This window comes from Streptomyces sp. NPDC002092 (genome assembly GCF_053593775.1).
In genome coordinates this window covers 100219-124220 of record NZ_JBSFDG010000010.1, presented here as the reverse complement: position 1 = coordinate 124220, position 24002 = coordinate 100219, and the positions used below count along the sequence as shown (strand labels likewise).

General features: G+C 70.3%; 20 protein-coding genes. 12 read left to right on the top strand and 8 right to left on the bottom strand.

Translation table 11 applies throughout. The features are described from left to right. Positions 1–31 precede the first annotated feature (31 nt). Positions 32–274, bottom strand: a complete 243-nt coding sequence (locus tag ACWCRD_RS23780) for a hypothetical protein (protein ID WP_450967791.1) — start codon at positions 272–274, stop codon at positions 32–34. A gap of 282 nt (positions 275–556) precedes the next feature. On the opposite strand from ACWCRD_RS23780, the gene ACWCRD_RS23775 reads away from it, so the two are divergent. From ACWCRD_RS23775 to ACWCRD_RS23760, 4 genes are all read left to right on the top strand, one after another. After that, the gene (locus tag ACWCRD_RS23775) at positions 557–751 is read left to right on the top strand and encodes a hypothetical protein (RefSeq protein ID WP_115909189.1); all 195 of its coding nucleotides are present in this window, start codon (positions 557–559) and stop codon (positions 749–751) included. A 261-nt stretch (positions 752–1012) separates the two neighbouring features. Beyond that, positions 1013–1300 carry a Sec-independent protein translocase subunit TatA gene (gene tatA / locus ACWCRD_RS23770; protein ID WP_030945949.1) on the top strand — a complete coding sequence of 96 codons (288 nt, stop codon included), beginning with the start codon at positions 1013–1015 and terminating at the stop codon, positions 1298–1300. Positions 1301–1393: 93 nt separating this feature from the next. Next, positions 1394–2275 carry a twin-arginine translocase subunit TatC gene (tatC, locus tag ACWCRD_RS23765; RefSeq protein WP_450967980.1) on the top strand — a complete coding sequence of 294 codons (882 nt, stop codon included), beginning with the start codon at positions 1394–1396 and terminating at the stop codon, positions 2273–2275. A gap of 91 nt (positions 2276–2366) precedes the next feature. Further along, entirely contained in the window at positions 2367–5228 is a 2862-nt protein-coding gene (locus ACWCRD_RS23760; protein ID WP_450967790.1) for a DEAD/DEAH box helicase, read from the top strand. Between the two features lie 30 nt (positions 5229–5258). Here ACWCRD_RS23760 and atzF read toward each other — a convergent pair whose 3' ends face one another. From atzF to ACWCRD_RS23740, 4 genes are read right to left on the bottom strand one after another with little or no spacing between them, the layout of a single operon-like run. Then, on the bottom strand, positions 5259–6911 hold the full coding sequence (gene atzF, locus ACWCRD_RS23755; RefSeq protein WP_450967789.1) for an allophanate hydrolase: 1653 nt from the start codon (positions 6909–6911) through the stop codon (positions 5259–5261). A gap of 20 nt (positions 6912–6931) precedes the next feature. Next, positions 6932–10444 (bottom strand): 5-oxoprolinase/urea amidolyase family protein, encoded by a 3513-nt coding sequence (locus ACWCRD_RS23750; protein WP_450967788.1) that lies wholly within the window; start codon positions 10442–10444, stop codon positions 6932–6934. Continuing rightward, a complete protein-coding gene (locus tag ACWCRD_RS23745; protein WP_450967787.1) occupies positions 10441–11058 on the bottom strand; it encodes an urea amidolyase associated protein UAAP2 in 618 nt (205 codons plus the stop codon). The genes ACWCRD_RS23750 and ACWCRD_RS23745 overlap by 4 nt, the downstream gene beginning before the upstream one ends. Continuing rightward, entirely contained in the window at positions 11055–11879 is an 825-nt protein-coding gene (locus ACWCRD_RS23740; protein ID WP_450967786.1) for an urea amidolyase associated protein UAAP1, read from the bottom strand. The genes ACWCRD_RS23745 and ACWCRD_RS23740 overlap by 4 nt, the downstream gene beginning before the upstream one ends. 918 nt (positions 11880–12797) lie before the next feature. On the opposite strand from ACWCRD_RS23740, the gene ACWCRD_RS23735 reads away from it, so the two are divergent. The 6 genes from ACWCRD_RS23735 (at position 12798) to ACWCRD_RS23710 (ending at position 18332) form a co-directional block, all read left to right on the top strand. Beyond that, positions 12798–13433, top strand: coding sequence for a TetR/AcrR family transcriptional regulator (locus ACWCRD_RS23735; RefSeq protein WP_450967785.1), 636 nt, complete (start codon positions 12798–12800; stop codon positions 13431–13433). 316 nt (positions 13434–13749) lie between these two features. Continuing rightward, positions 13750–15342, top strand: coding sequence for a sensor histidine kinase (locus ACWCRD_RS23730; protein WP_450967784.1), 1593 nt, complete (start codon positions 13750–13752; stop codon positions 15340–15342). After that, complete coding sequence (locus ACWCRD_RS23725; RefSeq protein ID WP_450967783.1) at positions 15339–15746, top strand: roadblock/LC7 domain-containing protein; 408 nt, start codon at positions 15339–15341, stop codon at positions 15744–15746. Before ACWCRD_RS23730 ends, ACWCRD_RS23725 begins: the two co-directional genes overlap by 4 nt. Then, positions 15743–16156 (top strand): DUF742 domain-containing protein, encoded by a 414-nt coding sequence (locus ACWCRD_RS23720; protein WP_450967782.1) that lies wholly within the window; start codon positions 15743–15745, stop codon positions 16154–16156. The genes ACWCRD_RS23725 and ACWCRD_RS23720 overlap by 4 nt, the downstream gene beginning before the upstream one ends. Further along, positions 16137–16757 (top strand): GTP-binding protein, encoded by a 621-nt coding sequence (locus ACWCRD_RS23715; RefSeq protein ID WP_450967781.1) that lies wholly within the window; start codon positions 16137–16139, stop codon positions 16755–16757. Before ACWCRD_RS23720 ends, ACWCRD_RS23715 begins: the two co-directional genes overlap by 20 nt. Positions 16758–16847: 90 nt before the next feature. Further along, the gene (locus ACWCRD_RS23710) at positions 16848–18332 is read left to right on the top strand and encodes a cytochrome P450 (RefSeq protein WP_450967780.1); all 1485 of its coding nucleotides are present in this window, start codon (positions 16848–16850) and stop codon (positions 18330–18332) included. Between the two features lie 49 nt (positions 18333–18381). On the opposite strand, the gene ACWCRD_RS23705 is transcribed toward ACWCRD_RS23710, so the two are convergent. Both ACWCRD_RS23705 and ACWCRD_RS23700 read right to left on the bottom strand, forming a co-directional pair. Further along, positions 18382–19395, bottom strand: coding sequence for a terpene synthase family protein (locus tag ACWCRD_RS23705; RefSeq protein ID WP_450967779.1), 1014 nt, complete (start codon positions 19393–19395; stop codon positions 18382–18384). A 475-nt stretch (positions 19396–19870) separates the two neighbouring features. Then, positions 19871–20821, bottom strand: a complete 951-nt coding sequence (locus ACWCRD_RS23700; protein WP_450967778.1) for an RluA family pseudouridine synthase — start codon at positions 20819–20821, stop codon at positions 19871–19873. 67 nt (positions 20822–20888) lie between these two features. On the opposite strand from ACWCRD_RS23700, the gene ACWCRD_RS23695 reads away from it, so the two are divergent. After that, positions 20889–21470, top strand: a complete 582-nt coding sequence (locus ACWCRD_RS23695; RefSeq protein WP_450967777.1) for a GNAT family N-acetyltransferase — start codon at positions 20889–20891, stop codon at positions 21468–21470. Position 21471: 1 nt separating this feature from the next. Here the strand turns inward: ACWCRD_RS23695 and ACWCRD_RS23690 are convergent, their stop codons facing one another. After that, positions 21472–23031, bottom strand: a complete 1560-nt coding sequence (locus ACWCRD_RS23690; RefSeq protein WP_450967776.1) for an amino acid permease — start codon at positions 23029–23031, stop codon at positions 21472–21474. A 230-nt stretch (positions 23032–23261) separates the two neighbouring features. Here ACWCRD_RS23690 and ACWCRD_RS23685 point away from each other — a divergent pair, with 230 nt between their 5' ends. Further along, entirely contained in the window at positions 23262–23882 is a 621-nt protein-coding gene (locus tag ACWCRD_RS23685; RefSeq protein WP_450967775.1) for a helix-turn-helix transcriptional regulator, read from the top strand. The last annotated feature ends 120 nt before the right edge of the window (positions 23883–24002 follow it).

Below are 24002 nucleotides of genomic sequence, written 5' to 3'. Positions count from 1 at the left end.
TGCCTGGCCGGACTCCGCGTCGCGGGAACGCTCAGCAGCGGCCTCCCCTGGCGGACGCGAACGTCAAGGGCTTGTTCCATACCACCGTGTGGCCCTTGCCGTCCGCGGCGACATTCGCGCACCACTTGTTGTTGAAGAGTGCGTTGGTGGTGCCGGCGATCGCCGACGTCACGGTGCAGGTGTTGTGGTAGTAGATCGTGTAGGTGGCGTCGCCGTCCGCCCACGAGTAGTTGAAGCAGCCCACGCTGCCGCGGTGCACGGAATCGGCCGACATGGTCGCCGCACCCGCAGGCGCGCCGGCCGCTATGCCGAGAATTGCCGCAGAGCAGGCGGCGATAACGCTCAAGCGCTGCTTGAGGTTCACATTTCCCCCATATAGGTTGTAAAGGTTAAGGCAAAGGAACGCGCAACAGCTCGCCCGGTAATTCAGGTCATGGGCGACCGGGATCCGTGCTTTCCCCGCCTCAGGTCGAGCAGACATTAACCGGAGGCTGGCCTCAGTTGTCAAGATCTCTTGTGGGGGCTGACGGGGCGGGGACCGTCTAGGCTCGACGTCATGTTCTGGCCGATGTTCGCGGTAGCTGTGGGGTTCCTGGGTCTCGCCGTGCTCGGGGTGTTCGCCGTGCGGGTGTTCGTCGAGGCACAGCGCCTCGGCAGGCAGGTCACGGACTCCGCGCGCCGTATCAACCAGGCCGCCGAGGACCTCGAGCGGGCGGCCGTGAGTACCGCCCGCGCCGTGGACTCCCTCTGAGTACTGCTGTGCGAGGCGTGTGAGTCGTGCGCCCCAGGCGGTTTGGGTCACTTCGACCTGTCACCGGGGCCACCCTGGCGGGTACGCTGCTGGTCGCGGACCGGAGAACGAGGCCCGGACCGCGGACCGGGAGTACGCACGGGGATTGCCTCACGTTCACCCCTGAGCGTTACGATCGCTGCCAGCACGGCCGATCGGACACTTGTCCGACTGGTCGGACAGCACCCCACCCCAGCCGCCTCGGTGAGAAGGTAAAGACTTATGTTCGGAAGGCTCGGCGCCCCCGAGATCATTCTCATCCTTATCGTCGTCGTTCTCCTTTTCGGCGCCAAGAAGCTTCCCGACATGGCGCGCTCGCTGGGCAAGTCCGCTCGCATTCTCAAGAGCGAGGCCAAGGCGATGAAGGAAGAGGGCAGCAGCACGGCCACCCCGGCCGGCCCGCCCAACAACGACGAGCAGCCCCCGGCTCAGCGCACCATCCAGGCCGCCCCCGGCGACGTGACGAGCTCGCGCCCGGTCAGCGAGCCGACGGACACCACCAAGCGCTGAAGCAGGGCCGGGGCACCCCCGGCCCGCCGCACGAGATGAGGACGTGGGTTGCTCAAGTCTGCCCGCAAGAAGGAGAAGGATCCCGAGGGGCGGATGCCGCTCGTGGATCACCTTCGTGAGCTCCGCAACCGGCTCGCGAAGGGCATGCTTGCCATCACGGTCGTATCCGTGGTGGCCGCCTTTTACAGCTCAGAACTGATGACCTTCCTCATGAACCCGGTGCCGAAGTGCACGAAGGGTCTGGGGGAGTCCACCGGCGGCCACTGTGCGGTCATCGCGTACACCGACCTGTTGTCCCCCTTCACCACCACGGTGAAGGTGGTCTTCATGGCGGGCGTCGTGCTCTCCAGCCCGGTCTGGCTCTACCAGCTCTGGGCGTTCGTGGCACCGGGCCTGCACAAGCACGAGCGGAAGTACACGTACTGGTTCGTGTCGGCCGCCGTACCGCTCTTCCTGGCCGGTGCCTGGCTCGCCTACACGATCCTGCCCATCAGCATGCGCGTGCTCCTGGGGATCACGCCCGACGGCTCGGCGAACATCCTGCCGATGGACAAGATCCTGGACTTCATCGTCCGGATGATCCTCATCTTCGGAGGCGCCTTCGAGCTGCCTCTGATCCTGGTCATGCTCAACTTCGCGGGCATCGTGAGCGGCCGCAGGATGGTCAGCTGGTGGCGCGGCGTCGTCATGGGTGTCTTCGTCTTCGGAGCGGTGGCCACCCCCACCACCGACCCCTTCGGCATGATCGCGCTGGCCGGTCCCATCGTGATCCTGTACTTCATCGCGGTCGGCGTGGCCATGCTGAACGACCGGCGCCGCCGGCGGGCCAATCCCGACGCGGAGCTGGACGACGACGAGGCCTCCGACCTCGACCTGACACCGCAGCCCATCGGCGAGGTCGAGCGCGTCTCGGCCACGCCGGGCGTGCCCGAGCAGGCCAACGGGAGCGTCAACGGCTACGACGACGTCACCTGAGCGCCACCGCGGGACAACGGCATGAGCAAAGGGCCGGACGGAAGACCGTCCGGCCCTTGTGCTGTGCGCGGAGAGAAGCCCGGAACGGATAATGATCGTCCTGTTGTCAGTGCGGCCCGGTACGCTCGAAAGCACGATGACAGAGGACCTCTCCCCGGCTGAGCGGTACGCGGCTGCCCGCAGGCGCGCTGCCGAGCAGGCCACCGCGCTCGCCTCCTTCCGCGAGATGTACGACTTCGGCCTCGACCCCTTCCAGATAGAGGCCTGCCAGGCGCTCGAAGCGGGCAAGGGCGTGCTGGTCGCAGCGCCCACCGGCTCCGGCAAGACGATCGTGGGCGAGTTCGCCGTCCACCTCGCCCTGATGCAGGGCAAGAAGTGCTTCTACACGACACCCATCAAGGCGCTGTCCAACCAGAAGTACGCCGACCTGTGCCGCCGTTACGGGGACGGCATGGTCGGACTGCTCACCGGCGACAACAGCATCAACCCCGACGCCCCGGTGGTCGTGATGACCACCGAGGTGCTGCGGAACATGCTGTACGCGGGCTCGCAGACCCTCCTCGGCCTCGGCTACGTGGTCATGGACGAGGTGCACTACCTCTCCGACCGCTTCCGCGGCGCCGTATGGGAAGAGGTGATCATCCACCTGCCCGAGTCGGTGACTCTGGTGTCCCTGTCGGCGACGGTGTCCAACGCCGAGGAGTTCGGTGACTGGCTCGACACCGTCCGTGGCGACACCGAGGTGATCGTCTCCGAGCACCGGCCCGTGCCGCTGTTCCAGCACGTGCTCGCCGGGCGCCGGATGTACGACCTGTTCGAGGAGGGCGAGGGCCACAAGAAGGCCGTCAACCCCGACCTCACCCGCCTGGCCCGGATGGAGGCCCAGCGGCCCTCGTACCAGGACCGCAGACGGGGCCGGGCGATGCGCGAGGCCGACCGCGAGCGGGAGCGCAGACAGCGCTCGCGGGTGTGGACCCCGGGGCGCCCCGAGGTCATCGAGCGGCTCGACGCCGAGGGCCTGCTGCCCGCCATCACCTTCATCTTCAGCCGCGCCGCCTGCGAAGCCGCCGTACAGCAGTGTCTGTACGCCGGGCTGCGGCTCAACGACGACGAGGCGCGCGCGAAGGTCCGCGACCTCGTCGAGGAGCGCACCGCCGCCATCCCCACCGAGGACCTGCACGTCCTCGGGTACTACGAGTGGCTGGAGGGACTGGAGCGCGGTATCGCCGCCCACCACGCGGGCATGCTGCCGACGTTCAAGGAGGTCGTCGAGGAGCTGTTCGTACGCGGGCTGGTCAAGGCCGTGTTCGCCACCGAGACCCTTGCGCTCGGCATCAACATGCCCGCGCGCTCGGTGGTGTTGGAGAAGCTCGTCAAGTGGAACGGAGAGCAGCACGCCGACATCACACCCGGCGAGTACACGCAGCTGACCGGCCGTGCGGGCCGGCGCGGCATCGACGTCGAGGGGCACGCCGTCGTCCTGTGGCAGCGCGGGATGAGCCCCGAGCACCTCGCCGGCCTCGCCGGCACGCGCACGTACCCGCTGCGCTCCAGCTTCAAGCCGTCGTACAACATGGCGGTCAACCTGGTCGAGCAGTTCGGCCGGCACCGCTCGCGTGAGCTCCTCGAGACGTCCTTCGCGCAGTTCCAGGCCGACAAGTCGGTCGTCGGGATCTCCCGGCAGGTGCAGCGCAACGAGGAGGGCCTGGAGGGCTACAAGGCCTCCATGACCTGCCACCTGGGCGACTTCGAGGAGTACGCGCGGCTGCGCCGCGAGCTCAAGGACCGGGAGAACGAGCTGGCCCGGCAGGGTGCGGCCGAGCGGCGTGCCGAGGCCGCCGTCGCGCTGGAGAAGCTCAAGCCGGGTGACGTCATCCATGTGCCGACGGGCAAGTACGCCGGTCTGGCGCTGGTGCTGGACCCGGGGCTGCCGGCCGGGCGTTCCAACGGCCACCGGGGCTTCGAGCACCACGACGGGCCGCGTCCGCTGGTCCTGACCGCCGAGCGGCAGGTCAAGCGGCTCGCCTCGATGGACTTCCCGGTGCCGGTCGAGGCGCTGGAGCGGATGCGCATCCCGAAGTCCTTCAACCCGCGCTCCCCGCAGTCCCGCAGGGACCTCGCCTCCGCGCTGCGCACCAAGGCCGGGCACATTCCGCCGGAGCGGGCCCGCAAGAGGCGCTCCCAGGCGGCCGACGACCGGGAGATCGCAAGGCTGCGGACGGCCCTTCGCGCGCACCCCTGCCATGGGTGCGACGAGCGTGAGGACCATGCACGTTGGGCCGAGCGCTATCACCGGCTGCTGCGGGACACCTCGCAGCTGGAGCGCCGTATCGAGGGCCGCACGAACACGATCGCGCGGACCTTCGACCGGATCGTGGCGCTGCTGACCGAGCTGGACTACCTGCGCGGTGACGAGGTCACCGAGCACGGCAAGCGGCTGGCACGGCTGTACGGCGAACTCGACCTGCTGGCCAGTGAGTGCCTGCGGGAAGGTGTGTGGAACGGGCTCGCCCCCGCCGAACTGGCCGCCTGCGTCTCGGCGTTGGTGTACGAGGCACGGGTGGGCGACGACGCCATGGCGCCGAAGCTGCCCTCCGGCAAGGCGAAGGCCGCGCTGGGGGAGATGGTGCGGATCTGGGGGCGGCTGGACGCCCTTGAGGAGGACTTCCGGATCACCCAGACCGAGGGTGTGGGACAGCGGGAACCGGACCTCGGGTTCGCCTGGGCCGCCTATATGTGGGCCAGCGGCAAGGGGCTCGACGAGGTGCTGCGGGAGGCCGAGATGCCGGCCGGGGACTTCGTGCGGTGGTGCAAGCAGGTCATCGACGTGCTCGGGCAGATCTCGGCGGCGGCCCCCGTCTCCGGCGGGGAGAGCTCGACGGTCGCGAAGAACGCCCGCAAGGCGGTCGATCTGCTGCTGCGGGGTGTTGTGGCCTACTCGTCGGTGGGGTGAGGTTCCTCTGGCGCGCCCCTGGAGGGCGTTCTACCCGGCGTTCAAGTAGTTCCGCCAGCTTCCGTACGACGTGATGTCCTCGGCGTCCGTCAGGGCGGACGGTTCGCACAGGAAGCCGGGGACTTGGGTGCCGTCCGCCAGTTCTACGCTGCCCAGGGTCATCGGGCGGGGGAGGCCTGCCAGCAGGCGGCCCAGGCCCTCCGCGGGGAGGGCCCAGACCTCCGCCTCGATCGCCGTGCCGCCCTCGCCGACGTGCACGAGGCCCGGCTTCGGGGGCGTCGTGTGCAGGGCGTGCAGGCGGTAGGCGGGGGCGGTGGTGGTCGTACGGTCCAGACGGGCGCCCAGGGCGAGGAGTTGGGGGTTGAGGGGCTGGCCCGTCAGATGCGCGCCGACCACCGCCACCTTGGTGTCCGGCCGGAGCAGGGCGGCGATCCGCGCCAGGCGGTCGTCCGTGAATGCCGGGCCGATCAGCATCACGCCGAACGGCAGGCTGTTCACCTCGCCCGCCGGGACGGCGACAGCGGCCAGGTCGAAGAGGTTGGTGGAGTTGGTGAAGCGGCCCAGGCGGGCATTGGCGCCCAGCGGATCGGCGGCCACCTCGGCGAGGGTCGGATGGCCCGGGGTGGTGGGCAGCAGCAGGGCGTCCGCGTCGGCCAGTTCCGCGAGGGCGCGGGCGCGCAGGGCGGCGAGGCGGTCGGCGTCGGCGTAGAGCCGGTGGGCCGGGATGTCGCGGGCTCGGGTGATGATGCCGGCGACGGTGGGGTCCAGACCCTCGATGCCGTCCGCGAGCGCCTTGTCGACAAAGCTGCCGACCGCCGTGTAGCGCTCGGCGACGAACGCGCCCTCGTAGAGCATCGCCGCGGCCTCGGTGAACGGGGTCAGATCGAGGGTGCGGAGGTCGGCTCCGGCGGCTTCGAGCTGCCGTACCGCCGCCTCGTACGCCTCCGCCCAGCCCTCGTCCAGCTCGCCGAGCTGGTCCCGGGGCGGGACCGCGACGCGCCAGGGGCCGGGGGCGCGCTGGGGGAGCGGGGGGAGTTCGCGGTCCGGCGGGGAGGTCATGAAGGACAGCGCCTGCTCGGCCTCCGGGAGGGTGCGGGCGAACACCGTCACGCAGTCGATGGAGGCACAGGCCGGGACCACTCCCGCCGTCGGGACCAGACCGCGGGTCGGTTTCAGGCCGACGATGCCGTTGAACGCGGCCGGGACCCGGCCCGAGCCCGCGGTGTCCGTGCCCAGCGCGAGGTCGACGATGCCCAGCGCCACGGCGACGGCCGAGCCGGAGCTGGAGCCGCCGCTGATCCTGGCCGGATCGTGCGCGTTGCGGACCGGGCCGTGGGGTGAGCGCGTGCCCACCAGGCCCGTCGCGAACTGGTCCAGGTTCGTCGTGCCCAGCACGAGCGCGCCCGCCGCGCGCAGTCGGGCGACGACCGGCGCGTCCGCCTCGGGCTGGTAGGCGTACGCCGGGCAGCCCGCGGTGGTGGGCAGCCCGGCCACGTCGATGTTGCCCTTCGCCGCGAACAGGCGTCCGGCAAGGGGCAGTCGCTCACCCGCCGCCACGCGGGCGTCAACGGCGCCCGCGTCCGCCTCCACCTCGGCCTGCGGACGCAGGTCGATCCAGATCTCGGGACGGTCCACCGCCTCGATGCGGGCGTAGGCGGCACGGACACGGTTCACAGCGGACATCTCTTGCTCCTCGGTGTGGTTCAGTGGGCCGCCGGGGCCAGGACGAGAAGTGCCGTCCCCGCCTCCACCTGGTCGCCCGGCCGGGCCAGGATCTCCGCCACCACGCCGTCCACCGGCGCGTGCACCCTGGACTCCATCTTCATCGCCTCCAGCGCTAGCAGCGGCTGCCCGGCGCTCACCTCGTCGCCGGCAGCCACATTCAACTGCCACACGGACGCGGCGAACTCGGCCTCCACCAGGCGGCCGCCCGCCGGGACGGTCACCTCGGCCGGGGGAGCGGCCGGTGCGGCCGCCGCCTCGGCCCGGGTGAACTCGCCGGCGGCCTCCCACGCGTCCCGCTCCGCGGCGAAGGCCCTCTGCTGCCGGGCCCGGAACTCACCGATCGACGCGGCGTTCTCGTCCAGGAAGGCCTGGTACTCGGCGAGCGAGAAGGTGCCGTCCTCGATGCGCGGCACGAAGCGCCCGGAGGTGATGTCGGCGCGCAGGCCGAGGAGTTCGTCCGCGTCCACCGGATACCACCGGATGCGGTCGAAGAAGCGCAGCAGCCAGGGCGAGCCCGGCTCGAACGCGCCGCGCTGCTGCCACCCCGACCACACCTGCGTCGTACGGCCCACGAACTGGTAGCCGCCCGGGCCCTCCATGCCGTAGACGCACAGGTAGGCCCCGCCGATGCCGACCGAGTTCTCGGCGGTCCAGGTGCGTGCCGGGTTGTACTTCGTGGTCACCAGCCGGTGGCGGGGGTCGAGCGGGGTCGCCACGGGGGCGCCCAGGTACACGTCTCCCAGGCCCAGGACGAGGTACTCCGCGTCGAAGACCGTGTCGTACACGTCGTTCACCGACTCCAGGCCGTTGACCCGGCGGATGAACTCGATGTTCCACGGGCACCAGGGGGCGTCGTCACGGACGCCCGCCATGTAGCGGGCGATCGCCTCGCGGGTCGCCGGGTCGTCCCAGGAGAGGGGGAGATGGACGGTGCGGGAGGGGACGACGAGTTCGTCCGTGGGCGGCAGCGTCGCCGTGATCTCCCGTACGGTGGCGAGGAGTTCGTGCTGCGGCAGGCGGCTCGGGTCCGTCCGGATCTGCAGGGAGCGGATGCCCGGTGTGAGGTCCGTGATGCCTTCGGGGCCCTCCTCGGCCACCGCCTCCATCAGCGCGTGGACGCGCATGCGCAGCGCCAGGTCGAGCTGCATGGGCCCGAATTCGACCAGCAGGTTGTCGTCGCCGCTGCGGCGGTAGGTGATGTCGCCGTCGCGGGCCAGTACGCCGCCGTCGACGATGTCCGCGCGGGGCGAGCCGTCCACGGTCACCGGAGCGAAGCGCACCGTGTCGCCCGGGCGCAGCTGGCCCAGCTTCCACCGCTCGCCGCTCAGGACCGTCGCCGGGCAGACGAACCCGCCGAGCGAGGGGCCGTCCGGGCCGAGCAGCACGGGCATGTCGCCGGTGTAGTCGACGGCGCCGACGGAGTACGGGGTGTCGTGGATGTTGGACGGGTGCAGGCCCGCCTCGCCGCCGTCGGTGCGCGCCCAGCGCGGCTTGGGGCCGACCAGTCGTACGCCTGTGCGGGCCGAGTTGAAGTGCACCTTCCAGTCGGCGGCGTAGAAGTCGCGGATGTCGTCCTCGGTGAAGAACTCCGGTGCCGCATGGGGGCCTTCGACCGCCTCCAGGTGCCACAGGGCGGTGAAGGACGGTCGGTCCGCCACAGGCACCGGAGCGCCGTCGGTGACCGTACCGCCGTGCAGTACGTCGCCCGTGCGCAGCGCCCGGCCGCCGTGCCCGCCGAACCGGCCCAGCGTGAAGGTGCTCGCGCTGCCGAGGAAGGCGGGTACGTCCAGGCCGCCGGCGAAGAGCACATAGGTGCGCAGGCCGTGCTGTGTGGGCGCGCCGATCCCCAGTACGGCCCCCGCGGGCACCGTCACCGGCTCCCACTGCGCGATGGGCGTGCCGTCGACCGTGACCTCGGCCGGGGCTCCCGTCACGCACACCGTGGTCGGGTGCGTGAACCTCAACGACGGCCCCTGGAGCGTGCATTCGAGGCCCGGGGCCCCCTCCTGGTTGCCGAGCGCCCGATTGCCGAGCCGGAAGGACAGGTCGTCCATCGGACCGCACGGCGGCACACCGACCTGCCAGTATCCGGTGCGGCCCGGCCAGTCCTGCACGGTGGTGAGGGTGCCGCCGGAGACGACCTCGATGCGTGGTGTCGGGTCGGTCACGCGGGCCAGCGTCGCCGTGGAGTGAGCGGCGGCCCTGAAGTCGGGGTGGTCCAGCGCCGCGCGCACCAGGCCCAGGTTGGTCTCGATGCCGTCGACGCGGGTGCGGGCCAGTGCCTCGTCCAGTCGCTGGAGCGCGTGGGCGCGGTCGGGGCCGTAGGCGATGACCTTGGCGAGCATCGGGTCGTACGACGTCGTCACCTCGGTGCCGGTCTCCACCCAGCCGTCGACGCGGACGCCCGGCGGGAACTCGACCCGCGTCAACAGGCCCGCACTGGGGCGGTGTTCGCGCGAGGGGTCCTCGGCGTAGAGGCGGGCCTCTACGGCGTGGCCGCGGGGTGCGCCCGGTTCGCGTACGACATCGGATTCGCCGCGGGCCAGGCGCAGCATCCAGGCGACGAGGTCGACGCCGTAGATCTCCTCCGTGACCGGATGCTCCACCTGGAGGCGGGTGTTGACCTCGAGGAAGTACGCCTCCTCGCGGGCGGCGTCGTAGACGAACTCGACGGTGCCGGCGGAGCGGTAGCCGACCGAGGCGCACAGGTCGCGGGCGCTCGCGGCGAGTTGGGCGCGTACATGGTCCGGGAGGCCGGGGGCGGGGGCCTCTTCCAGCACTTTCTGGTTGCGGCGCTGGAGGGAGCAGTCGCGGTCGCCGAAGGTGACGACCCGGCCCTCGCCGTCGCCGAAGACCTGCACCTCGACATGGCGGGCGTGCTCGACGAGCCGCTCCAGGAAGACACCTGCCGAGGAGAAGGAGGCGGCGGCGACGCGCTGCACCCGCTCCCAGGCGTCGGTCAGTTCATCGGCGGAGCGACATGCCGACATACCGATACCGCCGCCACCGCCGGTCGCCTTGAGCATGACCGGGTAGCCGATCACGGCGGCCCGCGCGAGCGCCTCGTCCACGGAGGCCAGCAAGCCCGTCCCGGGCGCCAGCGGCACCCCCGCCGCTTCGGCCGCCGCCCGTGCCGTGTGCTTGGCGCCGAACAGCTCCAGTTGCTGGGGCGTCGGGCCGACGAACACGATCCCGGCGTCCTCGCAGCGGCGCGCGAAGGCCGCATCCTCGGACAGGAAGCCGTAGCCGGGGTGGATCGCGCCCGCGCCGGTGTCCTTGGCAGCCTTCAGCACCAGGTCGGCGTCGAGATACGACTCCTTCGCGGGCGCAGGGCCGAGCCGTACCGCCTCGTCGGCGAGGCGCACGTGGGGCGCGGAGCGGTCCGCATCGGAGTACACCGCGACCGTGCGCAGGCCGAGTTCGCGGGCCGTGCGGATGATCCGGACCGCGATCTCGCCGCGGTTGGCGACCAGCAGCGTGTCGAAGCTCATGCGCCGGCTCCCGAAGCCGCGGCCCCGATCGTCATCTCCACCGCCGTCGGCTCGAAGCCGTTGCACGGGTTGTTGATCTGGGGGCAGTTGGAGACCAGGACGAGGACGTCGCACTCGGCGCGCAGGGTCAGCTTCAGGCCCGGCGCCGAGAGGCCGTCGACGATGCCGAGCGTGCCGTCCTTCTCGACGGGCACGTTCATGTACCAGTTGATGTTGGAGACGAGGTCGCGCTTGCCCAGGCCGTGCTTCGCGCCCTCCGCGAGGAAGTTGTCCACGCAGGCGTGCTGCGACCAGGTGTGGTGGCCGTAGCGGAGGGTGTTCGACTCCTTGGAGCAGGCGCCGCCGACCGTGTCGTGGCGGCCCACGTCGTCGGCGGTCAGCGTCATCAGCGGGGTGTGCTCGTTGGACATCAGCACGCTGCCCGTGGTCAGGAAGATGCCGCCCTGCGCGTGAATGGTGTCGGGGGCGCTGTAGCGGACCGAGGTGTCGTGGGCGTCGTAGACGAGGAAGTCGACGGCCTGGTTGCCGTGCAGATCGGTGATGGTCAGCGTCTGGCCCGTGCGGATCACGGATGACCAGGCGGCGCGGGCGGGAACCACGGTCGTCGTGCTCATGCGAGCCCCCTCGCGGCAAGGAATTCGGCGGTGTTGAGGAAAGCGCGGCGGCCCTCGGGCGTGGCCTCCCACAGCGGGTCGCCCGGCGGGGTGGGAGCGGCGCGCCAGGCGAGGACCTCCAGCGGGGTGCTGACGTAGTCGGGGCGAGGGTCGACCGGGTGCGGCACATTGGCGATCAGTACGGTGAGGTCCTGTTCGGCGCGGAGCGTCACGCCGGCGCCGGGACCGGCCGACCCGGTGAAGTCCAGGGACCCGTCCTCACGCACCTCCACGCCCTGGAAGAACGACAGCGACGGCGGCAGGTCGCGCGGCTGCAGGCCGTTCTTCGCGGCCGCCAGCTTGAACAGCTCGCGGCCCGCGGGGGAGGCGGATTGCGGGGTGCCGTCCCCGTACCGCTCCGTGTTGCGTACGAGGGTGGAAGTGCCGCACAGCGCGTCGTGCCGCCCGGAGGTGTCGGCGACGACACTCGCGAGCACGCGCCCCTGGTCGGACAGCAGGAGCCGGCCCTCCCCGAGGTAGGCGTTCCACTGGACCTTCACCGTGTCGGCGACGTTCAGCCGCTCCCAGGGCCGGTCGGCCACGAACAGGAGCAGATGGGCGCAGGCCTCGCCGTTGAGGTCGGTCAGGCGCAGCTCGGTGCCGCGGGCGAGCACCCGGTGGGTGTAGTTGCCGCCCGCCACCGTCTCCGCCCACACCAGATGGCCCGCCGCGCACGGCGGATCGGGCCAGTCGGCCGCCGGGACGACGGGCATGGCCTCGGCGTGTGTGCCCTCCTGGGCGCGTGCGTGGTCGCGGGCTCCGTAAGTGGTCGCTGTCGCCATCGCGGGACCTCCGGCTCCGGTGTCGTCTCTTCCGGGGTTGTTTCTGTCGCCCGACAGAAATTAGGAGCCGGTCGGGTCACGGGCATTGCCCACGCGTTGCCGGCGGGTTACCGAGCCCTCACGAGGACCATCGGGAGATCACCCAAGGCCGCGGGGCTGCGCTGTGCCGCCTGGCGGTGGCCGGGGGCCCGAGGACGCCTGGCGGATGCCGGGGTCGCCCGGGGACGCCTGAGCCGCGGAGGCGAACAGCCGGCAGCCTAGGCTGCGCCGGGCCCTGCCGAGCGCCCGTCCAGGCTGCCGTGCGGGTGTCGAGGCCCGCGCGGAGAGTTCCTGTGCCGCTTGGGGGCCTGGGGGCGGGTCGGTGTTGGACGGGGGTTCCGGATGGGTGGAGGTGGCCGGGGTTCTGGAGGTGGGTTGAGGCGCCCGGGGGCTTCGCGAGCGGGCGGTGTTGCTCGGGGGGCCCGGTGGTGGGTCGGGGTGCCCGGGGGTTCTGGAGGTGGGTTGAGGCGCCCGGGGGCTTCGCGAGCGGGCGGTGTTGCTCGGGGGGCCCGGTGGTGGGTCGAGGCGTCCGGGGGTTCTGGAGGTGGGGCGAGGTGCGTGGGGCTCCGCGAGCGGGCGGTGTGACTCGGGGTCCCGCAGGTGGACCGAGGTGTCCGAAGGCCCGCAGGTGGACCGAGGTGTCCGGGGCTCCGGAGCTGGGCCGAGGCGCCCGCGGGCCCCGGAGGTGGGCCCGGTATGGCCCGAGACCGGAGGGGGCCGGTGCCCGGGGCCCTCCAGGTGGCTGCCGGAGCCCCGAGAGATGCCTGAATGCCGCCCGGAGCTTGACCGGAGACCGCCCAAGGCCCCTGTGACCGCCCGTGGATCTCCGGCGGGCCCACCGGAGATCGCCCCGCCCCGCCGTGTGCGAGGATCGAACGCATGGGAACGCCGGGTGGAGGAGGCGGCCGTCGGGTCGGCAGGCCGCGGGCCGCGCAACGGCCCGACAGTGGTCTGCAGCCGCGCGACGAACTGCTCGCCGCCGCCGCCGAGTTGTTCACCACCCGTGGCTACGCGGCCACCACCACCCGCGCGGTCGCCGAGCGCGCGGGGATGCGGCAGGCCTCCATGTACCACTACGTCTCCGGCAAGGAGGAACTCCTCGCCGAGCTGCTGGAGTCCACGGTCACGCCCTCGCTGGCCTACGCCCGACAGCTCCTCGCCGACGACACGACCCCGTCCGAGGGCCGGCTGTGGGAGCTGTGCCGGACGGACGTGGAGCTGCTGTGCGGCGGCCCGCACAACCTCGGCGGGCTGTATCTGCTGCCCGAGGTGCGGGCCGAGCGGTTCGCCGGCTTCCATGCCGTGCGCGCCGAACTCAAGGACGCCTACCGGCAGTTGCTCGCCGGAACGGCCGCCGGGAGCGCGCTCGCCAAGAACGAGCTCGACCTGCGTACGGACCTGTTGTTCGGTCTGATCGAGGGCGTGATCCTTGTGCACCGCTCCGACCCCGAACGCCCGGTGTCGGTGTTCGCCGAGGCCACGGCGGACGCGGCGCTGCGGATCGCCGGCATCTGACCGACCACCACGGAAGCTGATCTTCATTCGTCACGGTGAGTGATTTTAGTACGCCTGTACGCGGTGACGTAGCGTGTTCGAATGGCCGCCGAGTGTGCAAATGGAGCCGAGAGTACCCCTTGGTCCGGTCCCATTTCAGGTGCTTGCTGAATATGACACGGCGATGATCCGGTCGGACTAAGCTCGCCCGCAGCGCACCGAGTTGAGGTGTATTCGTGCGCTTGTTCCCAAAAATACCGAAGATCCAGCGCAGTCCCATGCGTACCCCACTTGCAAGCTCCCCAGACACCCAGCCGATCCTTTTCAGAGGGCCTACATGGTGAGTGTTCAATCCCCTCCCGGGCGCCGTGAACTTCCTTACGCGCGCGTGCTGTTGCTGCCCGCCATAGTGATGGCCGCAGCGACCGGAGCAGCGGTCGCCCTGGTGGCCGTGCCGGCCCGCGCGGCCGTCGTGTGGTGTGGCGCCGTCGCCACGCTCCTGGTGATCGCGACGGCGGCCGAAGCGGTACGCCGCGGCCGCGCCCTGCAGGCGGAGCGCGAGGAAAGCGCCCGTCACCGTGCGTACATGGAAGGGCGGATCGCCGGACACGAACAGGAGGTCCACCGCCTCTCGCACGAGATCGTCCCGATCGCCATCGAGTACCTGCGCGGCGGGCACACGCCCAGAGACGTGGTCAATCTCCTCGGCGACATCGACCCCGCCTACCGCGACCTGCCCAAGGCCCAGGTGGCGCTGGTCAGGCGGATGCTCGACATCATCGACACCGAGGAAGCCCTGCGGGACTCCTCGGCGCGCTCGTTCGTCAACATCGCCCGCCGCGTCCAGGCGATCGTGCACCAACAGGCCAAGGAACTCCGGGAGATGGAGGAGGACCACGGCCGCAACCCCGAGGTCTTCGACGACCTCCTGCGCATCGACCACGGCACCGCCCTGATCGGCCGCCTCGCCGACTCCATCGCGGTGCTCGGCGGCGGCCGCCCCGGACGCCAGTGGCCGCAGCCCGTACCGCTGTACAGCGTGCTGCGCGGCGCCATGTCCCGGATCCTGGAGTACCGGCGCATCTCGCTCGACAACATCGCCAAGGTCAACATCCGCGGCATCTCCGTCGAGCCGGTCATCCACGCCTGCGCCGAACTCCTCGACAACGCCACGCGCTACTCGCCGCCGCAGACCAAGGTGCACGTCATCGCGACCGAGGTGCAGACCGGCATCGCCATCGAGATCGAGGACGCCGGCGTCAGCCTCAGCGAGGAGGCCCGCGCCAAGGCCGAGACCATGCTGGAGCGCGCCAAGGCCGGCGTCGACCTCCAGGAACTCGGTGACTCCCCCCGACTGGGCCTGGCCGTCGTGGGCCGCCTGTGCAAGGCGTTCGACATGCAGATCTCGCTGCGTGCCTCCGCGTACGGCGGTGTCCGCGCCGTCCTCGTCATCCCGCGGGTGATGGTGACCGGCGACGAGGCGCCCGGCCTCGCCCACGGCATCGGCGCCACCGCGGCGCCCAAGCTCGAACTCGGTGCGCTCGAAGGTCCCCAGCGCGCACCGAAGAGGCGGCGTCCCACCAGCCCGCGCATCCCGGCCGGCGTGTCCATGGAGGACGAGATCCCCGAGGTCACGGAGTGGACCGCGGGCGGCCTGCCGCAGCGCCGCAGCCGGGTCAAGATCCCGCTCAGCCAGCGGCTCGCCGAACAGGCCGCCGCCGAAGCGGCCGAGCGGGAGGCCCGGGCGAGCAGGCCCGCCTGGGCGACGCCCGTGCCCGAGCCGGAGCCGGAGACCAAGGAAACCGAACCCGGGCTGTGGGTCGAGGCGTTCTGGGAGGGCCTCAAGGGCGACCCGGACCCGACCTCATTCACCCAGCCGACCAACGAGCCGGCCCGTATCGAGGCCGACGACGAGAGGGACCAAAAGTGATCCAGCAGCGAGCCAACTTCGACTGGATGCTCAAGGATCTCGCCGACGGAGTACCGGGCATCGAGATGATCGTGGTGCTCTCCGCCGACGGCCTGCGCATCGCTCGCTACGGGGGCGATCCGGACGCCGCCGACCGCGTCGCCGCGGCCTGCGCGGGACTGCAGAGCCTGGCGGGCGCCGTCGCCCATGAGATCCCGGGCAGCGACGGCCGGATGAAGCTGGTCATCATCGAGATCAACGACGGCTACTTCTATCTGATGGCCGCCGGAGCCAACGCCTACCTCGCGGTGCTCTCCGACGTGGTCGCCGAACCCGGTCTGATGAGCAACCGCATGCGCGATCTCGTCGTACGGATCGGGGCCCACCTCACCAGCCCGCCCCGGCGCAACGGGCAGACCGTATGACTCCTCCGCAACGCCGGCGGCGATACCCCAGTCAGGAAATCCCGGAACCTCCCCCGACATCCTCCAAGGAAAGCCAGGAGGGTGACACGAAGGCCCCCGAGCGGCTCTACGTCGTCGCCGGGCCGGACGGGGAACGCGCCGACATCGACCTGGTCACGTTAATCGTGGCGCGCGCCGACCCGCCGCCTTCCGCCACCCCGGAGCAGACGGCGATGCTCCGGCTGTGCACGGCCCCGCTCTCGGTGGCCGAGCTCTCGGCGTATCTGAGTCTGCCGTTCAGCGTGGTGACCGTGCTGCTTACCGAGATGCTGACAGCAGAACTGGTGCAGGCGCGCGCCCCGATCGTCCGGCAGGCGCTCCCCGACCGTTCCCTTCTCGAAGCGGTGATGCATGGACTTCAAAGGCTCTGACACCATCCCCGGACCACGAACAGCGGATCATCTGCCGCACACGGCCCAGGCCGCGGTGAAGATCGTGATCGTGGGCGGCTTCGGAGTCGGCAAGACGACGATGGTCGGCTCGGTCAGCGAGATCAGGCCGCTGACCACCGAGGAGACCATGACGCAGGCCGGCGTCGGGGTCGACGACAACTACGGTTCCGAGTCCAAGACGGCCACCACCGTGGCCATGGACTTCGGCCGCATCAGCATCACCGACCAACTGGTGCTCTACCTCTTCGGCACCCCCGGCCAGGAACGCTTCTGGTTCCTGTGGAACGGGCTGTTCGAGGGCGCGCTGGGCGCGGTCGTGCTGATCGACACCCGGCGGCTCGAGGTCAGCTTCGACGTCATAGGACGGCTGGAGGAACGTGGCGTGCCCTTCGTGGTGGCCGTCAACTCCTTCCCCGACGCGCCCCGTTATCCCATCGCCGAACTACGCACCGCGCTCGACCTGGCCGAGGAGATCCCGATCATCGACTGCGACGCACGCCGCCGGGCCTCCAGCCGGGACGTCCTGATGACGCTGCTGCGCTTCCTGCATTCGCTGGCGATGGCGAAGGCGTCCACGTGAGTCGCCTGCACAGTGCCTGAGTCGTACGGCCGTACGAGTTCCCCTCTCCTTCCTGTACCCCGGATCCACTTCAGCTTCGGAGCGATCATCGTGACGCCTGAATCCCTCTTTCCGACCGGCACGGACGAGCCCCTCGCCGGTCCACCCCCTGGCTGCCCCGCGCACGGTATGGGTCCCGGCGGGCTGCGCCGCCTGTACGGCCCCGAGGCGGAGGACCTCGGAGACGTGTACGAGAAGCTCCGGGCCGAACACGGCCCCGTGGCTCCCGCGCTGCTCCACGAGGACGTGCCGATCTGGGTGGTGCTCGGCCACAGCGAGAACCTGCACATGGTGAGCAGTCCCTCGCAGTACTGCCGGGACACCCGTTTGTGGACAGCCCTGCAGGACGGCACCATCAAGCCGGACCACCCGCTCATGCCGCTCGTCGCCTGGCAGCCCATCTGCTGCCACGCCGAGGGCGACGAGCACCTGCGGCTGCGCGGCGCGGTCACCGGTGCCATGTCGACCATCGACCACCGGGGCATCCGCCGCCATATCAACCGTGCGACCCAGCACCTCGTGAACAAGTTCTGCGAGAAAGGCCGGGCAGACCTCGTCAGTCAGTTCGCCGAGCACCTGCCGATGGCGGTGATGTGTCAGATCCTCGGCATGCCCGAGGAGTACAACGACCGGATCGTGCATGCCGCCCGCGACATGCTCAAGGGCACCGAGACCTCCATCGCCAGCAACGCGTACATCATGGAGGTCCTGATGCGGCTCACCGCCCGCCGCCGGGCCGAACCCGAGGACGACTTCACCAGCCACCTGATCAACCACCCGGCGCGGCTCACCGACGAGGAGGTCGGCCAGCACCTGCGTGTCGTCCTGATGGCCGCCTACGAGGCCACAGCCAACCTCCTCGCCAACGTGCTGCGGCTGGTGCTCACCGACCCGGGGTTCCGCGCCCAGCTCAACGGCGGCCAGATGACGGTGCCCCAGGCGGTCGAGCAGTCCCTGTGGGACGAGCCGCCGTTCAGCGCCCAGCTCGCCTACATCGCCAAGCAGGACACCGAGCTGGGCGGACGGCGCATCCGCAAGGGCGACGGTCTGCTCCTGGGCATCGCGCCGGGCAATGTCGACCCGCGCGTCCGCCCCGACCTGTCGGCCAACATGATGGGCAACCGTTCCCACCTCGCCTTCAGCGGTGGCCCGCACGAGTGCCCGGGCCAGGACATCGGCCGCGCCATCGCCGACGTCGGCGTCGACGCGCTGCTCAGCCGTCTGCCGGACGTACAACTCGACTGCGACGAAGAAGAGTTGCGCTGGCGAACGTCGATCCTGAACCGGCATCTGGTGGAACTGCCGGTGTACTTCGAGCCGAGGCCGCAGCAGGACGTGAAGGCGAAGCCCAGCCACGCCCCCGTCCCGCCGCAGCGCACCGACTGGGAGATCGGCACCGCGCGGCCCGAGCGGGCCGCTGCCGCCGCGGAGCCCGAGCCGGCGGCACCGCCCCAGCAGGCCGCGCCGGCACCCCAGGAACCGGTCCGTCCCACGGGCGCCTGGCGCCGTTTCCTGCGCTGGTGGCGCGGCTACTGACCGGCCCTGGGCAGGCGCGGAGCACCGAGCGGCTGCCGGACCGCCCGAGTCAAGCGGCGGACCGGTACCGCTCGGTGCCCCTGTGCCAGTGGTAGGAGCCCGCAGCCCAGCCCTGGATGGCCCGGGCGTGCCTGAGCACGGCGTGCTGGGTGGTCGGATCCGCGTGCAGATCGCGCAGTGCTTGCGGGAGGTCGGTCCTGACGGTTTCGTCCAGCGTCCTGACACGCCCCGTCAGGATGCGATCGACGAGGGACACCGCCGAGTGGAGGGGTATGTCGTAGAGTTCCTGCGCCACTTGCACGATGTTGTTCCTCGCGGCGCCTTCGCGGACTTCCTTGGGGTAGGACACGATGTCGTTGTGCAGATCGACCGTGTCCCGGAATGCATTGATCAGTACGGTGAAGGGGCGGGTGCCCCGTATTTCCTCGGTGATTTCCCAGCCCAGTGAGTGCTCCATCAAAAGTGCACTGCACCCGGCCGCCCCGTAATCCCGGCGCATTTCCGTCTGCTCGATGAGGTCGGGGAATCGGCCGCGTGTGAGGTTGTCCGCTTCCCACAGCGATGCTTCCAGGAACCGTCGTACGGACCTGGCGTACAGGATCCGCCAGGAGCGCGTCGCCGAGGGGGCTGTGCGGTGCCACAGGTCTGCGAGTGCGCGTTCCAGCGGCTGCTCCGGGACTGGGCCCGAGTCATATGCCGTTATCGGCAGGAAGGCCATCAGCCGCTCGATGCGCTGCAGGATCCGCCGGCGATTGCCGAGAGCTTCGCACCAGGGCAGGAAAACGTCGTCAAGACACCAGATGACACTGTGCCAGCCGGACAGCAACTCCAATTCCTGGGCCGAGGCATGAGGGTAGGTCAGGGCGGTGAACAGAGTGAAGTCCGCCCGGTCGAAGACCTCGGCACTCCACCCGCCGTGGTGTGAATCGGTGTGCTGTGGTTCGAGCAGGCCTAATGACCATGCCCAGGCGCGGACGCGTGGACGGACGTCCTCCAAGTGCGGGTTCACCCTGGTCTTGAACGGCATGTAGAAAGTGGGTAGTTGGAAGGTGTCCAACAACACGGCTGCCTCCTGTGTGGTGACGGCGTCCTTCTGCACCGCACGAACTCGGCCTGCTTGCGCAACCGATCGAAGACGGGCATTTTCGCAATTCGGTTCGCACCGAAGGCGGTGCGAACCGATTCAGCGGTTCCTGAATACCGCGTGCACCTGACAGCTGTTCCAGTGCCTCCTGCGCAGAGCCCTCCCAAGCCGGCATGTCGGGGGTTGCTGTCGCGAACTCGACGCGACTTGATGCCATGACCCGAGCCTCCGCAAGAACGTCCCACTTCTGGCTGTAATCCCCAGCGTGCGTGCAGCGCCCGTCTCCGTGAAGGAGCGTAGGAGGAGCGTACGTCGGCACGCGAGGGGCGCACTTAGTTGAAATGTTGTCATGTGTGGCATCAATCCGAAAGAGTTGGTTCTCGTTCGTTCATAGCTGTGCGGGTGAACTGGTGGGGTACACGCGACACTTGTTGCCGGCGCTGCAGGAACGGGGTTACTGACCGGCCCAGTCGCCGTACGAGCTCCAGGCTCCGAGGGTTCGCCCACTGCGGAACCGGTGTTCCACCCCGGTGACCGGATCGGTGAAATCCAGGGCCCGGGCCAGCAGCTGGAGCGGGCGCCGGAAGTCGTCGCCCGGCACGGGGTCGCTCACCACGGGGTAAAGGGGGTCGCCGAGGATGGGCACCCCGAGCGCGTTCATGTGGACGCGCAGCTGGTGGGTCTGCCCGGTGCTCGGGGTCAGCCGGTACCGGCCGACGCCGTGCGCATTGCGCTCGATCAGCTCGACACGGCTGACGGCGTTCGGCTCGCCCGCCACCTCGTAGGCGGCGAGCACGCCCCGCTCCTTCACGATCCGGCTCCGCACGGTTCGCGGCAGGGCCAGCCCGGGATCGTACGGGGCCACCGCCTCGTACTCCTTCCGCACCCGCCGGTCACGGAACAGCGACTGGTACCTCCCCCGCTCCTCGGGCCGCACCGTGAACAGCACCAGCCCGGCGGTGAGCCGGTCCAGCCGGTGAGCGGCGCCGAGGGTCTCGATCCCCAGCTCCCGGCGCAGCCGGGCGAGCGCGGTCTCGGCGATGTGGCTGCCGCGCGGGGTCGTGGCCAGGAAGTGCGGCTTGTCGACGACGACGATGTGCTCGTCGCGGTGCACGACCTCCAGCGGGAACGGCACCGGCACCTCGTCGGACAGCTCCCGGTGGAACCACACGAACATGCCGGGTACGTAAGCGGCGTCGGGGGCGACGGCGCGCCCGTCGGCGCCGACGATCTTCCCGGCGTCCAGCATTCCGTCGACGACACCCGCACCCGCCCCGCTGAGCCGCTCGACCAGATGCTCGCGCACCGTGGCCCATGTGCCCTCGACCGGCAGCCGCACCCGCACCGGATCGACCCCGTGGCGCTGCGGCAGGGGGGAGGGGGGAATGCGGGGCCTGCGTCTCATCACGATCAAGGGTACGGCGCCGGAAAATCCGTTGGCCGGGTCGCGTCCCGGCGGCAGGATGCGGACCATGCCGTACACCGCTGACTCCGTGCTGTCCGACAAGACCCTCTCCCGAGTCCCGCAGCCCTTGCTCTTCGGCGGTGACGGACTGGTCCTGCGCCCATGGCGGGCCGACGACGTGTCCGCGGTCCATGCGGCGTTCCAGGACCCGCTGATGCACCAGTGGCATCTCATGCGCAGCGATTCGGAGGCGGAGGCCGCCGGGTGGATCGAGACGTGGTGCAAGGAATGGGAGGGGGAGCGGGGCGCCCAGTGGGCCGTCGTCGAGGCGGACACCGACCGGCTGCTCGGGCGGGTGGCGCTGCGCGACATCAGGCTCGCCGAGGGCGTGGCCAAGGTCGCGTACTGGACCACGGCGGCGGCCCGCGGTCAGGGCGTGGCCGCACGAGCGACGAACACCCTGACCCGGTGGGCCTTCGAGGAGATCGGCTTCCACCGCCTCGAACTCCTGCACGCCCCCGCCAACCAGGCCTCCTGCCGGGTCGCCGCCAAGACGGGATTCGCCCTGGAGGGCACCAAGCGCAGCGCCTTCCTGCATCCTGACGGCTGGCACGACATGCATCTGCACGCGCGCGTGCGAGGCGACTGAACTAGACCGCGCCCTCCGGAACCGCCTCTTCCGGTACGGCACCTCGAGTGCCGGTCTGCTTCCGGTACGCCCGGTACGCGCCCCCGGCCACGACCGTCACCGCGAGGAACAGCACCGTGAACCACTGGAAGTACCAGTGCCCGCCCGCCGGGTCGTACACCGCCGCCCTCGGCCAGGCCAGGTTGACTGTCATGAGGAGGCCGTAGAGGAGGGCGAGGGCGTTGACCGGGATGCCCCAGCGGCCGAGGGAGAAGAGCCGGCCGCCCGTCTCGTCGGTGCCTTCGGAGGTGAACTCGCCGCGCAGGCGGCGGATCAGGAGCGGGCCCGTGACCATCGCGTACGCCAGGTACAGCATCACGATGCAGGTGGTGCCGATGGCCAGGAAGGCGTCCGGGGAGACGAAGTTGAGCAGCAGGAGGACCGCGGCGAGGACACCGACGACGAGAGCGGGGGCGTTCGGCATGCCGGTGCTCGGATTGACGCGGGCGAGGCGGCGGGAGAAGGGGAGCTGGCCGTCGCGGGCCATGGAGAACAGCATCCGGCAGGCCGCGGTCTGGATGGCGAGGGTGGCCACCGCGATCGCCACCACCACGTCGGCCAGCAGCACCTTGCCGACGCCGTCGCCGAGGCGGCTGGTGAGGACGTAGCTCAGACCGTCGACGCCCAGCCGGCCGTCGGTCAGGCTGGGCGCGGCGAGCAGGCCGCCGAGGATGACCAGGCCGCCGAGCAGGCCGGCGGCGCCCAGTGCCGTGAGGATCGTGCGGGGCGCCGTGCGCCGGGGGTGGTGTGTCTCCTCGCTCATCTCGCCCGCGCTGTCGAAGCCGATCATCACGTACGCCGCCGTGAAGGAACCCACGGCAAGTGCGCCGAACAGGCCGGAGCTTGCGGCTCCGGTGGTGTGGAAGGTGATGCCGGGGGAGCGCTTCGAGTGGGTGAGCAGCAGCACGACGATGAGCGCCGCACCGATGATCTCGGCCGTCACGCCGACCCGGTTGATCAGGGACATCACCCGGTTGTCCACGATGTTCACGAGCGTGGTCAGCACCAGCAGGATCACCCCGAGGACCGCCGCGTTCGCCGCGCCGTCCTCGGACGTCACCGCCGGGTCGGTGCCCACGAGCTGGAAGCCCGACCAGATCGCCGGCAGCACCATCTGCAGGGCCAGTGCCGCCGCCGCGACCACCACGATCTGTCCGATCACCATGATCCAGCCGGCGAACCAGCCGAAGGTGACGTTCGAGAGCCGTGAGGACCACTGGTAGATGGCGCCCGAGATCGGATACCGGGCGGCCAGCTCCGCGAAGCACGCGGCCACCAGCAGCTGCCCGACCAGCACCACCGGCCAGGCCCAGAAGAAGACGGGGCCGCCGAACGCGTACCCGAAGGCGAAGAACTGGAAGACGGTCGTCAGTACGGAGATGAAGGAGAACCCGGCCGCGAAGGAGGCGTACCTGCCCAGGCTGCGGTGCAGTTCCTGGCGGTAGCCGAACTCCGCGAGCGAGCCGTCGTCGGGCGGGTGCGGTGGATCGGGGCGTACGTCGGAGGGGGTGGTTGTGGTCACGGCGGCACCTGCCTTCGGCGCGGGGAGCGGGGAGTGGCGCGGGTTCCTGTCAGGCGACAGAAATTAGGGACGGCCTGTTTCGTGCGCGTCACGCCGCCGTGTCCGGGGCGGGCCCAAGTCCTCACGCCCTTGCTATGACCATCGAAACGCGATACATCGTGTGTATTGACGCCGACGCGAGGGTCGCGATATGTTCGGGCGCGGATATTCGTAAGCGAGGTGACCCCCTCATGGCGATGAAGCGCCGCAAGCTCAGCAACCCGCTGGCGCTCGCCGTGCTGGTCACGCTCTGGCAGAAGCCGATGCACCCGTACGAGATCGCCCAGACCCTGCGCCAACAGGGCAAGGACAACAGCACGAAGATCAAGTACGGCTCGCTCTACACGGTCGTGCAGAACCTCCAGAAGCACGGCTTCGTCGAGGTCGCGGACGTCGAGCGGCAGGGCAACCGGCCCGAGCGCACGGTCTACGGGCTCACCGAGGCGGGGCGGGAGGAGATGGTCGACTGGCTGTCCGATCTGCTCGCCGTCCCGGCCAAGGAGTTCCCGATCTTCGAGAGCGCGCTGTCACTGCTCGGGGCGCTGCCTCCCGACGACGTGGTGCGGCTGCTGCAGGAGCGGCTGCAGAACCTGGAGGTGGAGGTCGCGAGCGGGCGCGCGGCGCTGCAGAAGCTCGGCGAGACGCTTCCGCGGCTCTTCCTCGTCGAGGTCGAGTACCAGTTGCACATGGTCGAGGCGCAGGCGGAATGGGTCCGCGGTTTCCTGGAGGAGATCGAGAACGGCTCGCTGCCGGGCGTCGACGGGTGGCGCCACTTCCACGAAACGGGGGAGCTGCCACCGGAGTTCACCTGACGAAACAGACCCCGGCCGGGCTGTTGCAGCAGCTGGGCCGGGGTCTCGAACCCCGAACTGAATCCGCCGTGAAGCGGCTCCAGGCGATCGAGGTGCGGCACACCCAGGATAGCCCGGCGC

Excerpts from the sequence above, each read along its gene's own strand:
- ACWCRD_RS23780 (WP_450967791.1), bottom strand. The coding sequence starts at position 274 with ATGTCGGCCGATTCCGTGCACCGCGGCAGCGTGGGCTGCTTCAACTAC.
- ACWCRD_RS23775 (WP_115909189.1), top strand. The coding sequence starts at position 557 with ATGTTCTGGCCGATGTTCGCGGTAGCTGTGGGGTTCCTGGGTCTCGCC.
- tatA (WP_030945949.1), top strand. The coding sequence starts at position 1,013 with ATGTTCGGAAGGCTCGGCGCCCCCGAGATCATTCTCATCCTTATCGTC.
- tatC (WP_450967980.1), top strand. The coding sequence starts at position 1,394 with ATGCCGCTCGTGGATCACCTTCGTGAGCTCCGCAACCGGCTCGCGAAG.
- ACWCRD_RS23760 (WP_450967790.1), top strand. The coding sequence starts at position 2,367 with ATGATCGTCCTGTTGTCAGTGCGGCCCGGTACGCTCGAAAGCACGATG.
- atzF (WP_450967789.1), bottom strand. The coding sequence starts at position 6,911 with ATGTCCGCTGTGAACCGTGTCCGTGCCGCCTACGCCCGCATCGAGGCG.
- ACWCRD_RS23750 (WP_450967788.1), bottom strand. The coding sequence starts at position 10,444 with ATGAGCTTCGACACGCTGCTGGTCGCCAACCGCGGCGAGATCGCGGTC.
- ACWCRD_RS23745 (WP_450967787.1), bottom strand. The coding sequence starts at position 11,058 with ATGAGCACGACGACCGTGGTTCCCGCCCGCGCCGCCTGGTCATCCGTG.
- ACWCRD_RS23740 (WP_450967786.1), bottom strand. The coding sequence starts at position 11,879 with ATGGCGACAGCGACCACTTACGGAGCCCGCGACCACGCACGCGCCCAG.
- ACWCRD_RS23735 (WP_450967785.1), top strand. The coding sequence starts at position 12,798 with ATGGGAACGCCGGGTGGAGGAGGCGGCCGTCGGGTCGGCAGGCCGCGG.
- ACWCRD_RS23730 (WP_450967784.1), top strand. The coding sequence starts at position 13,750 with ATGGTGAGTGTTCAATCCCCTCCCGGGCGCCGTGAACTTCCTTACGCG.
- ACWCRD_RS23720 (WP_450967782.1), top strand. The coding sequence starts at position 15,743 with ATGACTCCTCCGCAACGCCGGCGGCGATACCCCAGTCAGGAAATCCCG.
- ACWCRD_RS23715 (WP_450967781.1), top strand. The coding sequence starts at position 16,137 with ATGGACTTCAAAGGCTCTGACACCATCCCCGGACCACGAACAGCGGAT.
- ACWCRD_RS23700 (WP_450967778.1), bottom strand. The coding sequence starts at position 20,821 with ATGAGACGCAGGCCCCGCATTCCCCCCTCCCCCCTGCCGCAGCGCCAC.
- ACWCRD_RS23695 (WP_450967777.1), top strand. The coding sequence starts at position 20,889 with ATGCCGTACACCGCTGACTCCGTGCTGTCCGACAAGACCCTCTCCCGA.
- ACWCRD_RS23685 (WP_450967775.1), top strand. The coding sequence starts at position 23,262 with ATGGCGATGAAGCGCCGCAAGCTCAGCAACCCGCTGGCGCTCGCCGTG.